Source organism: Pectobacterium carotovorum (genome assembly GCF_033898505.1).
Lineage (GTDB): Bacteria > Pseudomonadota > Gammaproteobacteria > Enterobacterales > Enterobacteriaceae > Pectobacterium > Pectobacterium carotovorum_J.
Map to the genome: position 1 here is coordinate 1,750,076 of NZ_JAXAFK010000001.1, position 14,224 is coordinate 1,764,299.

6 protein-coding genes and 1 pseudogene are annotated in these 14,224 nt (G+C 51.3%); 3 read left to right on the forward strand and 4 right to left on the reverse strand.

The features are described from left to right. Window positions 1-17 precede the first annotated feature (17 nt). Window positions 18-4,901 (reverse strand): AvrE-family type 3 secretion system effector, encoded by a 4,884-nt coding sequence (locus R9X49_RS07795; RefSeq protein WP_319847845.1) that lies wholly within the window; start codon window positions 4,899-4,901, stop codon window positions 18-20. Window positions 4,902-5,080: 179 nt separating this feature from the next. On the opposite strand from R9X49_RS07795, the gene R9X49_RS07800 reads away from it, so the two are divergent. After that, complete coding sequence (locus tag R9X49_RS07800; protein WP_319847846.1) at window positions 5,081-6,562, forward strand: pectate lyase; 1,482 nt, start codon at window positions 5,081-5,083, stop codon at window positions 6,560-6,562. Window position 6,563: 1 nt separating this feature from the next. Continuing rightward, window positions 6,564-6,887 (forward strand): DNA-binding protein, encoded by a 324-nt coding sequence (locus tag R9X49_RS07805; protein WP_319847847.1) that lies wholly within the window; start codon window positions 6,564-6,566, stop codon window positions 6,885-6,887. A 109-nt stretch (window positions 6,888-6,996) separates the two neighbouring features. Here the strand turns inward: R9X49_RS07805 and R9X49_RS07810 are convergent, their stop codons facing one another. Both R9X49_RS07810 and R9X49_RS07815 read right to left on the reverse strand, forming a co-directional pair. After that, window positions 6,997-11,304 carry a hypothetical protein gene (locus R9X49_RS07810; RefSeq protein ID WP_319847848.1) on the reverse strand — a complete coding sequence of 1,436 codons (4,308 nt, stop codon included), beginning with the start codon at window positions 11,302-11,304 and terminating at the stop codon, window positions 6,997-6,999. Between the two features lie 410 nt (window positions 11,305-11,714). After that, window positions 11,715-12,351, reverse strand: a pseudogene (locus tag R9X49_RS07815) (IS630 family transposase); the annotation flags it as partial. 338 nt (window positions 12,352-12,689) lie between these two features. Here R9X49_RS07815 and R9X49_RS07820 point away from each other — a divergent pair. Beyond that, window positions 12,690-12,998 carry a hypothetical protein gene (locus tag R9X49_RS07820; protein ID WP_319847849.1) on the forward strand — a complete coding sequence of 103 codons (309 nt, stop codon included), beginning with the start codon at window positions 12,690-12,692 and terminating at the stop codon, window positions 12,996-12,998. Between the two features lie 67 nt (window positions 12,999-13,065). Here the strand turns inward: R9X49_RS07820 and R9X49_RS07825 are convergent, their stop codons facing one another. After that, entirely contained in the window at window positions 13,066-14,148 is a 1,083-nt protein-coding gene (locus tag R9X49_RS07825) for a type III secretion protein HrpN (RefSeq protein ID WP_319847850.1), read from the reverse strand. Window positions 14,149-14,224 lie beyond the last annotated feature (76 nt).

The window sequence follows — 14,224 nt, forward strand, 5'->3', positions numbered from 1 at the left end:
TCCTTTACTCTTTACAATTAACCGTTAAGTTGCAGGCCTTCCTGCTGTAGTTGCTGTAAGGCGTTGGCGGTAGCCGGACTGGCTTTTGCAATCTCGCCGCTCAGTTTGTAACTTTGCGGCACGGTTTGATCCTGCCCGTAGCTGAAGCTGACGCTGCCAAGCAGTTTGTTCATGCTCACGCCTGCACTGCTTGAGGCGTTGATGATGACCGCCGGGGTATTGAACCCTTCGCTCTTCTTCACTGTCTGCGAAACATCAATACTGGCGAGGCGTAAATTATTGCCGTCCTTAAACAGCGCAATCACATCATCCTTGCCGTGCGTTTTGTTCTGAATGCCCTTCTCGATCTTTTCCCGCACATCGTCTTTCAGCTCTAGCGAAACCGTCACCGACGCACGGTCGTTATCCTGCAAGCGGCTCACGATATCCTTCAGCGCCGGATTGTCCGCAATCAGTTGATTAATGCGATCGGCGTTGCTCGGCGGCAGTGAAGAAAACAGATGGTTGCCGATGACCTGGAACAGCCCGTTTTCCGTCAGTTTGCTGAGATTGGTGTAGGACGTCGTGTGCTTGACGCTATCCAACGTGGCACCATCGCGCTGCGCGACATCCTGTCGCACGTTCAGCTTTTGCAGACTCATCAAACCCTGATGCTGGTCGTCAGTTTTTGCTGTTTTATCCGCAAAATGCTCATTCAGAATGGCCAGTTGGTCGTCCGGCTCCGCCATTTTTTTCACACCGTCAATCAAAAGCTGACTGGCCGGATCGTTAAACGCGGAGTTCAGCGTTTTGGTCAGCGCGTCGATGTCCTTTTTCTCCAGCGGCTCGGCTTTCTTCATACCCAGGCTGATCGATTGGTTCGTGCGCGAGTCAGCCGCCACATTCACCCCGATGCTGGCCGAAGTGAAGAACGGGACGGTGCCATCCGGCGTGGTTCTGGCGGCACCCGCGCTGAGGGTCGCGTTTGCCCCCATTGCGGCCTGATTCATGAAACGCAGGCGGTTGTCGGATTCCGTATAGGTGGTGGATTTTTCCCCTTGCGCGACGCTGGACGAACTGGTGGCAGACAGCACGTTGGCGCTTGCCGTCAGGCCCACCGATCCACGCAGCGTAGCGCTGGTTGGCGCCGCACCTTTTTCCGTCAGGTTTATGCCGCCGCGCAGTTCCAGCGCCGCGTTGCTATCCAGATTGAAGCTGACCGTTTTACCCGCCTTCACGCTGTGCTGCTCCCCTTTATCCAGCAGGGCAAGCGGGTTGATCGTGCCGCTCGACAGGCCATCAATAAATCCGGGCAGCTCTTCTTCGCTGAGGGTAAAGTTCAAGGCGTTTTGCTGCGCCATTTGCAGGCTGGCGGATACGCCGAATGAGGCGCGAACATCCGGTGCAAAACTGTGTTTGCTATTAATGTTTTGCGTCATCTGCGCCGAGGTTTTTCCTGTCAGATACTCGCTGACGTCATACCCGCCGGAGTAGCTCACTTTCCCCGTGATCCCGCCCGAACGCTCGAAGGCGACATTGATGCCGTTTTCACCGCGAGAAAAACTCAGATTGTAATTGCGTTCGCCGCTGACACCGCCACCCGGCACCGGAGGGAAAGGCAATGGCGTGCCGCTGACCACAAACGACATGGATGCCCCGCCGCCATAGGTCCGGTTAAACGCGATACTTTCGTTGCTGTCCAACGACAGAACGGTCGCTTTCATTTTATCGATCATGTCCGTCTGGCTGGCCGCCTGCATCACGGTCTTCGACGTTACGCTGACAGCGTTTTCTTCTTTCCTGAACGCCTTCATAAAGGTTTTAACCGAGTCATAATCCGCTTCCAGCGCTTTATGGTTGGTGAACCCCATGTCGGTCATCTTTTTCACCGGATTGTCGCCGTAGTCTCCCTGCCGCAGCGCGTTAAGTTCTTTCATCATCGAGGCCAGTTCCGCCTCACCCGGCGATGTGCCGGATAACGCACCGATGCGATCGGTCAGCTTATGCAAATCACCTAGCACCAGGGTATCCAGCACCAGTCGCGTTTTCGCCAGCGACAGGGCATCACTGGTATCCCGCTGCTGCCCAAACGCCTCGCTATTCGGCTTTTGCGCGATCGGCGTTTTACTGTCTACAAAGGTTTTAATCAGCGTACCGGCCGTACTCGTTTTCGATGACGGATGGCTTTCCATCGCTGCCAGCAGCACTGGAGCCAGATCTTTTTCTCTGCCATGCACGCTGGCAGGCTTGCCTTCCGTATTCATGACACCGTTATCGTTCACCACGCCCTGCTGCCTGCCGATAAGCAGGGCTGCTTTGGCCGAACTGCTTTCCAGTTCGGTCTGGAACTGTTTGAGCAAGTTCACCAACGGTTTCCCTTTCTCCCCCAGATCCAGCTTGTCTATCTTACTTTCCAGATCCATCGCCGCACCCTGCGGCTGGCCCGTCGTGGCATCCAGTTTTTTCAGTAACTCCGTCTGCATGTCGTAAACGGGCTTCAGTCCTTCACGCCCGCTGATCTGATGCTGAACATGGTCAGCAAAGGTTTTTAACGGCCGGGGGACTTCCATGGAGAACGAGACAACATGCGCTCTGAGCAAATCTGACAGCTTGCTTTTCACCTGCTGTGACTCTTCGCCGGTTTTCCCCAAAACCTGAACATCAGCTTTAACCGTCACCCCGGTCAACGGTATCTTCGTCCCTTTTGTCGCCACATCAAGCCGGCCAAACACCGTTTCTGCGGCACGGGGTTCTGCGGGTAAAGCTTCCTGCCCTTTTGGCACCGCCGTTTTCCACGCGTTGCCTTGCTGTGTATGGAGCTCATGATCGTCATGCGCCACCTGCAAATGATGCTGCGCATCCGTGCCCAGCGAATTGATTTTCCCCTCAATCGGCGTCTTCACCGGCTGCCATTGGGCAGTGTCATGATTAGCCGCATTTTGCCAGTCGGCCTTCGGCAGTTGGAAAAGCTGCCCATCTTTGTTCAAGGCGAAGAGCGTCTGCTGGTGATCCAGCGTGATGTCCTGAATCTCACCGGACAGCCCATTTTTAGGCAGCGCCAGCGGTGGTGATGCGAGTTTATCCGTGCCCGGCTTGATCTGGTGGAAATGCAGGTCACCCTGCTTATCGACAGCAATAAATTTATTACGGTTGATCACCGCCATCGCCGAGACGCCATCGTCCTTCGCGATACCAGGAAGCGCGGTGCCCGCAGACGGCGTCATTCGCACCTGCGGCAGCGCAAACACGGTGTTATCACCGTGCGTAAACGTGCCTGATTTCTGATTGATGGACAGCGGCGTGATTTCACCGTCTTTCAGCGTGTAAGCCTGATTGTCCAGTCCGCGCTTCAGCTGGCTGGCTTCAACGCTGGATGCCTCCCAGCTTTGGGTATTGCCGTTGTGAAAATGGACTTTGCCATCCTGTAACCCAATTTGCCCCAGCCGTCCCAGATCTAAGGTGTCTTTCGCCGCGGGCGCCGTCGTGGTCAGCCCCAGTTTATTATCCACCACCAAACTGTCGCTCAGGTTCCACCCCGGCGTTGGCGACAGCCCATTTTGTCCCAGAGGCGCAACGTGTTTTTGCCCCTGACGATCGGTGGCAAGTGCCTGCGTCTGGCCGTGTTCATCGTGGGCAAATCCGGTAATACGGTGGCCATCGCCCAGCACCGCATTCAGTTCTGGCGTGCTGGCTGGGGTTAATGTGACATGCGGTTCACCCGCCTCAGGCAGCGGTGCGTGGTAAAGCTTGCCGTCATTATCAGCAATCAGCAGGTGTTCTGCGGTTAACCCCACTGCTTTCGCATATACCGGTTCGCCGCTGTCCAGCTTGAGCGCCACCGGCTGCGGTGTCGCATCCAACGCACTCATCAGATGCAGCTGCGTAAGGTGATCCTGCTCGGTCAGCACGGCCGATTGCCCGTTCTGATTGGCAGAGAACGCCGTAATCTTATCGCTGAACGTTGATGACTCTGCCCCCGACGAGAGATTGCTCAGCGTGTGGCTATCTTTGACCGCGTACAGCTGTCCATCGCCCTGCCGGGATAACTGGCTGTGGGAGACATCGCTGCTTTGCTGCCAGACGCCAAACTCGGTATTCAGCGCAAAGAGCTTGCCGTCATGGAGACGCAATTGCTCGCCAGCACCGGAAGCAGAATCGGGCTGTCGATGGACACCGGTCAACAACTCATGGTTCATGCGCCCGGATAGCGGCACGCTGGTCGATTCCCCCGCTTTTGTTTGCAAAGAGAGGCGCTCCGGCGTGGATTCCAGCTGTACGTTACTCGCACTCATCTTGCCCGCTGGCATCGCGCTGCGACCGCTGCTGTGCAGCGCAATGTGCTGATTGTCATCGCTTTGAATCACGAACAGTCGCCCTGATTTGTCGACTAACGCGTGCTGCTGCGCCTCCTGATTTTCATGATGGGCGACGAACGGCTGGCTATTCTTCCCGATAGTCTGTTGTAACAGCGTGGTCAGCGCCTCCGGCAACCCCTTGCCGAACTGAAGCTTACCGTGACTGTCCAGCGTGATATCGGCTTTAGCAGCAGGTGTAGCGGTACTGCTGCCGCGGATGTTGATCTCAGCAGCCTCGGTAGCAGCAAAACGCGGCAGGCTTTGGATTGGTCCGCCCGACGCCAGCGAATCACGCTGTACGTGCGGTAAACGCTGACTCGCGCCTTCCAATGAAAATAGTTCGCGCAGGGTTGTCGACCGCGCACCCTGGTTTTTCACCTGGCTGCTGCTTCCCTGCTCCAGCGCTGGCGGTTTGCTTTTATCATGCAAACCTTGCTGAATCAGGGATTGCGCGCCTTTCTGGCTCGCACTGGTGCTACTGCCCTGCGATAACGATGCTTTAGCTAACGTGGCTGGTGCAATCTCCGAAATAGACAGACCAGGCTGAACATGCTGGATTTTCTGCATAACAAGTTCCAAAGGTAATGAAGTGAACGTGTCGGTTAAGTGGTCATTTTCACCTTTCGGTTCCCGACATCTTTCTCTTCCCGGAACGGGAACCACATCACACCTTCCCTCACTTAATACGCAACAGACGTAAGCCTGTTAATGACCCATCACGATTCATTCACTTTCAAGGAGATGTTATGGCTGATATGACGATTACGCTCAGCATACAACCCGGCGCAGGCCTGTCATCAACTGGCCTGAATTCCCCGCTTTCAGGCAGTAACAGCGGGGCATCGCCACGCTCTGCGCAACAGGATAGCCAGCTCATGGAGGCGCTGGGTACCCTGCTTAGCGCGCTCTTGCCTAATGCACAGGGCAATACGCCGTCCTCGACTGATGGCAGCCCGCTGGGCCAGTCTGGCGCAGGCAACGGTGGGAGCTCGGCGTTAGGGCAAAACGGCAGTCCTGCCGATATGCTGATGAAACTGCTGGAAGCGCTGATTCCGGGTAAAAACGGGCAGGAAGCGGGAAATCCACTCTCTTCCGGTTCGTCGGGCGCGGCAGGCGGCAACAGCGGTGCCTCACCGCTGGCGGGTTCATCCGGCACGGGTGGTGCAGGTGGTGCGCAAAATCCAGAAGATCTGAGTCGTTCTCTGCTGCAAGATTCGGCTGGCAGCGCATTAGATAATGCCATCAGCCCAACGGCAGACGGCGGCGGTCAACTGAGCGGTAACGATCTGTTAAAAGCGCTGTTGGAATTAATCGGCAATCTGATGGATTCACAGAAAGGTGAATTCGGCCAGCCGCAAGAAAGCGGACAGTCTCAAGGTGGCGGTTCGCCGTCAGTGGGCGCGCCGCAGGCTGCATCCGGCGGTGGCGGTGGGTCGCCTGCCGCACCGTCTGCGCCATCTGCTGGCGGTGGTGGTTCACCTGCTGCACCCTCAGCGCCGTCTTCACCCGTTGGCGGTAACGGCGGCGGCGCGTCTGCTCCACTGACGGCCGCCCCAGCTGGCGTTGGCGGTGGTTCCGCGGCATCGCCCAGCACATCAACCGCAGGTGCTGGCCCAGTTGCATTCCCAACAGCCAGCGGTGATGCCACCGTGGTAAATGAAACTATTAAAGTCGGCCCCGGAGAAACCTTTGACGGCGGCGGTAAAACCTTCACCGCCGGTAGCAAGTTAGGCGACGGCGGCCAGGCTGAAGGCCAGAAACCGGTATTTGAGCTAGCTCCGGGCGCGACCCTCAAAAACGTGGTGTTTGGTGATAACGCAGCGGATGGCGTACACGTTCGCGGCGATGCCAAAATAGATAACGTGCACTGGACCAACGTGGGTGAAGATGCACTGACGGTGAAATCCAATACCGGTAAGCCAGCCAACGTGGAGATCACCAACAGTAGCGCTCAGGGCGCTGCCGATAAGATTTTCCAGTTGAACGCAGATGCCAACCTGACTATCGATAATTTCAAAGCGAAAGATTTCGGTACGTTCGTTCGCACCAACGGTGGACAACAGGGTAACTGGAACTTGAACCTGAGCAACATTGACGCAGAAAACGGCAAGTTCTCGTTTGTGAAAAGCGACAGTGAAGGGTTGAACGTCAAAGGCAGCAATATCAACCTGACGAATGTCAATAATCACTACAAAGTGCCGGATTCCGCCAACTTGCAGGTGAATTAAGATGCCAAACACGATGACCTCTCCCACTCCGACACGCTGGGCGGATCTCGCTAAACAAGGCGGGTACATTACGCCGGCTCAACGCGAATCATTCACTCAGGCTATCCATCTGGTGAGAACACAGTTGAACACCGTACTTAGCCAGTCAGGATCGCTGCGGCGGGGTGAGTTCGAGTTTGACGCCTTTGTGGATTCGCTGGAGCAGGATTTTCTGCATCAGGCCGACATCCACACGAAGAACGGGCTACACAGCGACGTGGCGCAGACCTCGTTCTGGGTTGCCCGCCTGATCGCCGATCGTTTTATTGCGGTGCGTCAACTGTAATACCTGCGCCATCACCGCATCAGGGAAAAGCCAGCCTGGGAAACCTGTGCTGGCTTTTTTTGGGGGCTTTACTATAGATCCATGAACAGCTTTTACAACAATGTCATCTTCAATCTTTTGACTTCGCATCTCTAACAGTTAAATCGATTAAAATAACATCAATTGCGACTACACTAGGGAAATTACTGGCAACGGAATCCCAATAAGATTTGAGCGCATCTTTTAAGCCCGAAAGCATAATTCTCTGCTCCCCGATCTGCCAATGCTCTTTGTTAGATTGACCTTTCCAAACCAAAAGCATGACTCCGCACCCAGCAGTGTGTTCACGCAGATAGTCACCTGCAAGTTGATTACGCAATCGCTCACAGAGCTGTGGACCAGTCCAATTATCAAGTAATTTTAGCTCAATAGGAACTGGCGAAGGTATGAGTACATGTTGAGTCCAAATATCTGGTCTCTGACTGTTAGGAAGTTCGTTTTCCTGTGCACATGTGTAGCGTCCAGAAGAGTGATTGCTCAGCCATCCTGCCACAAGGTTTCGCATCTCCGTTTCTCCTTCAACTCTTTGCCAAGTTTTGTAGGGGCTGTCGTTGCCATTTTCGATCCATGCCTTAAGATCAATTAAACGGTCTACTGTGAGATCAAAGAGTTGTCGATGTGTCGTAGGCGTTCGCATCTGGTATTGGCTAAAATCCCGCACTTGCTGCGCTGACCAAGGTTCTAAGTCTGTATCTTCTTCAGCTCGTTTATACGCGAGTCTTTCCATCCAAGATCTAGATTTTACAACAGGATGTTCTCTGGAGAGTTCAATGAGAGCAACGTATGTCTCTTTGCCAGGAATTGAGGATAACTTGTTGAATAGTGCGTTACGACCATCTTGCGCATCATCTCTCAGCCCTGGGGAATATGCCACCCCGCTAACTCGTTCTATATCGTCTTGCACCCGAATATACGTATGCATAAGAACATAAAGCACCTTAAGGTGCATCACACTGAGGGAGTCTCCATGGCTAGCACCCATGTTGCAAGAATAACGACTACCCATCAATTTTGTTATAAACAACTGCGCTGCTTTTGATGCTTCTTTTGAAGGGAGGCTTATTAGCCACTTTTCAAAATCTGCAATAGCTTTACTAGCGTCAAGATCTACCCAAACTGCATACCAAGTTGCTAATTGTTCATTTGTTAGATTACTTGCAATTTTTAACTGGGCTAAATCTGAAACAGCATCACAATGGGTATTGTCACTCATCAAAATATGGATGCAGTAACGGAGTGCGTCAGGGTTCTGAATATCGTATTGTTTCATCCAGTTGAGAATCGATGGCACCAAACATTTATGCAACCAAGGAGCATAGTAAACCAGATCATGCAGAATATAATGTATCGACTGGTCCACAGTTGTATGTGCAAGTTCCCAATACAACTCAGTAAGTACTGTTTCTAAGACCAATTTTGGGTAAATTCGATATACACGCTCAAGCCAGTTCGGAAAACCATTAAGTTCCCAAACAATATACCGAAGTGCATGATGAACCTCTGCTTCGGTCAAATTTTCTGGAAAGCTGTTATTCTCCCTTGCTTCGATTTCGAGACCAGCCATCGCAAAGATCAAATGATAGGCTACCGAGTTTGTGTCGCCCCCCTCGGATCTGAGAGTTGGGGAAAATTTACGCCAATATGATACTGCCGCATCACGGTAAGCTCTTGCAACATCCTCCCCAAATTCAGGTATCAACTTCACCCAGTTTGCACCATCTGAACGGCTACCGTTGCCTTCAATTTCGTCTAATAAGTGATATTGATCATTGCTAAACTCGCCCGGATTCAATCCTGGAGGATTACGAATAACATCCGGTGTTGCTTTTAAACGCTCAATCCATTCCACTCGGTTACGATTGCGCTCTTCTTTTTCCCACTTAGCTTGCCGGCGTGATTCCTTTTCTTCCCATTCGGTAACTGCTTGCGACCTTAGTGGGTTCAAAAAAGTATCAAGGTGCTCTTTCAACTCCACTTGCCCTTCTGTAACACGCTTTAGTTTGTTTAACCAGTCTTCGGGCTCGTCAGCTAATTTGTAAAGTCTATATGCAAGAGATACAGCAACAAGCTTGTCATCCAAAAAATCTCGTGTTGCGACAAAACCCAGAACATCGCCAAATCTGTCTGTTCCAAACGTCCAAAAATGCCCGAGCCACTGCACAGAAAAATCATCAATTACACGTTCGGATTTCTTCGTATCTCTCCTTTCACGTACTTCCTCAATACTTTGCCAGAACAGTGCATCGTTCAACACCTTCCACGTTGGTACGATTTCGTGAAGTAGAGTTTTGTATTCGTCAAATCCTTCACCGCGCCAAAATCTCACTGCTGGTACCGTCAACATAATTGCGAGTGAGTCTGATGAAAGTACGTCCTCAGAATGAATGGAGGCCAATCTTTCAACGGCATGGGTCGCAGGAGATAAGAGCCATGTAAATTCTTTTGAAACATGGCATTCTCCCCGCGCAATGTAAGGTTTACGATTGAGATAACCATTTAAGCCACTAATGAGTGCCACCAAAAGTCTGGGCGCAGCTCCATCTAAAGGAAAACGCTTAATGAAGCCATGCAATGCACGGCACAATCCAGTTATGTTAGAACGCTCATAAGCTTCAAGTTTGTCGATTGACATCAACAAGCGTTCAACCGAGAGCATGTTTGAGTCAGCATTTTCTAACACTTCTGCAAGCAATCTTCTTGGCAGCGTATCAGGATGTGTGTTCAGTTGATCCCATAAGTGATCTTTTTGGCTACACATCCCACACGTCATCACAGCCCGCGCTGAAGCAATGCGCGCATAAATTCCTCGCGCTGAATCAACTGCGATATCAGTCAATGCAGGTACACATGCCGTCATATCACCTTGCCAAACCAATCTGCCTAAGAAGTAGATTGCATTGTCATTGTTTCGATGTTCCGTGATAAGACTGAGGACGTCTTTAATTAGGTCAGAGTGGGCAATGCGGGCTATAGCACTGTTGTCACCAACAGAACGTTCATCTCTATCTTCGGCAATACGCGTGACAATTTCTGTGAGGATGGCTTGGCGAACAGTAAAGGGTAAGTGCGCGGCGTCACCTCCTTCAACTGCAACTTCAGGTGCAATTTTCAATGCTTTATGACGCATTGCATCGTCGAACAAGATCAGCCAAGGCAATATTGGCCGCAACCGAGGTGTTATGACCGAATGGCCATATTGTTCACGAATAAACAAAGACTCTATTGCATGTCGAGAATGACCAGATCTTAGTTGATGACTGAACCATTCCGCCGCGAGTAGCTCTCGCACTTCTCGGTGTCGAAATCGCACAATACCGTAAAGTGCATCGTTGAAAATTCCACGCTCAAGCAATGCCTGAACTTCTGCCGGTTCCCAATCTCCTAAAACAGTCGCCGCATCAATGCCTTTATTAGACAGAGTTGAGTCTGGAATTCGAATGCCAGGTTCACCAGTCAGGATCACCGCAGCAGCAAGCAAACGTACGCCAACCATTGCTTTTTCTCTATTAAGTGGCTGACGTTGAGTGCGGCTTGGATCGATTTCATCCAAACAAAGTGCGATATTATGTCGCAATAATTCGAGCCGCCCATCAAGCTTTTGGTCTGTTTTCCACTTAGCAAGGATGCCTTCAAGATCAAACGGCCTGGCGGCCATCGATATCAAATTTGCACGCTGAAGATCAATGAGCAGTTTGTCTACTTGTGGCGTTCCCCGATGTTCTGCGAAGATGCGAATCCCACTATCATCAAGTGGATCGAGCAGGTATACCTGCAGCGCACTCTGAGGTTCAACAGACTCATCAATATCGATTTCTGAGGAACGACTCTCTATTCTAGTCGTATCCTCCATTGTCAGCCTGTCACATGGCAGGTACCGCTCAAGCAATTCTCGATCAGAGCGCGCTCGCCATGCATAGGGACGGCTGGAAACAAAAACGTGCGCACGCTGTTGCGCCGGTTTGATTTTCGTAGCAAAACGCCTAATTGCTTTCTCGAAAGTACGCGGGTTTTCCAGCCTAGCCTCGTCGATAGAATCTAGGAAAAACCAAGCTTGTTCATGCGAATCTAGCCAATGCTCAAAAGAATGTACGCAGCCAACTTCGAATGCATTCTCAAAGCCATCTTCGATATCTTCTATCCTGATGAAAAATGCTGCGCGGCCTGATTGCTCTACATGCTTTGCACGAGCCTCCATCTCGAAGCTTTTCCCTGCTCCAGCTTCAGCCAATATGACGCAACGATATTCTTCCTCAAGCTCCTGCCAACCAATGCGCTTCCGATCGATCCAGAGTGAATTCAATTCCTTCTCGTCTGAGTCAGTTTCGGATTTGGGTACCAAAGAAAAATACCGCATAAGTGGTACAGACTTGTCCGTCATATACAAAAACCTCGAGATTACATGGAGTTTAAAACCGACTTCTCACTAAATTAATATTTTCAGGCTAACTAATTAAAAATTAAAATGTCTCTGCTGTTAAGAGAGTACCTTCATCGATTTAGACAGATGAAACCGAATGAAGAACCGGCTCAATTGATTAGATTACCGACTTTAATATTACTCCTTCAAATGAAAAGAGAAATGAATCTTTACTGAGTTAGGAGTTCATCACTTTAATACCACTAACTGACTAATATAAAAAACTATTTTCTTCATCTCTCTTTGTTTATTCGATAATTTTCCTATCAATATAAGCAACTTGCTCGTTAGCCCAGCATCTTGCATTGAAGTTTTCGTGCTCAAATAAAGGACTTAGTGCTGCCTTATCCGATTCTAAATAACTTCGCATATTACCGCTCCATTTTAGCCATACCATGCTGATTACCGGGGAACGGCAAAGCAGCATTCATAAATAGCTTCACCTGTTTCAGTAGCTACCACATATACCGGAACTGATGGTTACGCGTTATCGCTTCGTCCAACAACAACCAGAGCAACTCAATTGGATTCAGCCACAGCGAATACGTGGGCAGGAACAACAACCGGAACTTCGTATTTTTTCCAGCCACCGTTCCACCTTGCAGCTTTTATGAATGATGTAGTTATCAACGGCCAGCGTAATGGTTTTCGCTCGCCAACACGCCCGCCGAAACTCAAATAATAATTTGATAAATAATAATATTTTTACAGCACTGCCATAATGGACTCGTCCCGTCTCCGAAGGCAACGCATCTGCCAGATATGTCCCGGTGTAGTAATACGTTTCTGTTGCCCTTTGAGCATCCAGTTCGCACCGATTTTCGGGTTCAGGTCAATATAAACTTCATCCTGATAAAACACGGGATGCTCTGCTCGCTTCTGGCCGACGGCGCATTCGATGACGAGCCGCTTTTCCACATAATGAGGGTCTTTGATTTTCAGTGCTGGCGCGGCGCTACGCCTGACAATACCCGCTCGTCTCAGGTAGCGGTGCAACGTGGCGGGATGAGGCTATACATATACCATTCTGGTTCTGGACAATCGTTCAGAACGTACTCTCACCCAAGTCATGAGTCCCACACATTGGGAACATATCGCTAAAGCTCTTGATCAATCGAAAGAAGGCGACCTTCTGGTGATGACAGCTGTGCCAGTGGGTTACCGAGATTTTGCTGCAGCAGAGTCCTTTGTCGACTAACCCCCTTGGGAAGAAGAAGTCACCGATGATTTAAAAGATCACTGGCGAGCTAAAGAGCACCAGGGTGAGCGCCAAAAGCTCATCATGAGTTTATTGGACAATACCAAAACGCGTAAAGGTAAAACCGTGATGCTTTCTGGCGATGTTCATGGGGGGTGCCTGGGGGTTATCCGCGACAAACGCCAAACCCCGCCGGTCAATATCCATCAAGTTGTTTCACCATCCAACTCCCACTTATATCCAATGGCCAGATATTTTGGCCATCACAAACGATGACACAGAATATCTGGATGAGAATAGATCTATCACCTCAGATATGCTCAAGCCGTATGGCTCGAATCGTTATATCCGCACCCGAAACTTTGTCACTCTACTCGAAGGTTCCGCCGAAAAGCTCTGGGTGAACTGGATTATTGAAGGAAAAGATAAACCGGCCTATCCATTAGCAAGTCAATAATATATACGAAAGGTAATGCCGGACACATGACGTGACCGGCATTCGCGTTTTCAAGAACACACACCGTTTAATCAGCGAGCTTCTTCAACCCCATATTGACGATACGGTCGCCAATCATGGCCGCATCAATACCCAGAGATGAGCCTCCATTGCCGCGAGCATTCAGGTTGGTATTGCCGGTATCACCGGCGACCGCGCTTTTGATCATGCCGACCGCCTTCATGAATTTATCCATGCTGCCTTTGGTCATGCCGTCGTCGTCCGGCTTGCTCAGCGCCTTCGCCCAGGATTTGTCATCCTGCTTCGCCGTCTGCCAGTGATCTTTCTGATATTCCGGCTTACCGAAGACTTCAGGATATTGATCCATAAACTGACCAATTTCTTTCGCCATCGCCCGATCTTCTTTATCCACGAAGTAGCGCGTCGGGCTGTCACTGTGCGTGCTGATGTTGTTCAGCTCCTGCAGGCCGGCTTTTTGCCCAACGCTCATCCCCAGCGTGCTGCCCAGTTGATTGAAAGCGCCCGCGCCACTCAGGCCTTGCAGGCCGTTGTTACCCAGTTGCAGCGGTGAAGTTTGCCCTTTCGTCTGGCTCAGGCCGTTGCCCAAAATAGCGGACAGCACATCGTTAACGCCCTGGGTGTAGGCGGAAATTTCCGGCGACGACGGCTGTTTGTTACCGAAAAGTCCCCCCTGTTGCTGCGACATGCCACCACCCAGCAAATCTTCCAGTGCGCTAAACAGCAGGCTGCCCATCATGGCCGATGGATTCATGGCATTCATACCGGCGCCCAGCGCTCCACCCAATCCACCGCCGAGCGCGCTGCCCAGACCGCTGCCGAGGCTACTACCGAGACCGCCACCCAGGCCACCGCCCAGCAAGCCGCCACCTAATCCACCCAGGCTGCTGCCCAAACCACCGAGCCCACCGCCTAAACCACCACCCAGGCCGCCGCCCATCAGGCTGCCCATGAACATCATGGTCGTCATAATATCGGACAGCTGTTCTGCGATGTTGCTACGCTGACCACCAAACGCCGACTGCGACGGCGAACCGCCCTGTTGTGAAGACTGAGATTGAAATAAACCGCCGTTACCGCCCGCCTTGATCGTGATTTGCAGAGAAGTGCCGCCACCAAGAGAATTAAGCATAATGTTTCCTCAATGAGTAAATGGGTTATGAAAGCGCCAATGGATGTGCGGTTAGCCCGCGTGATTGTGACACTCC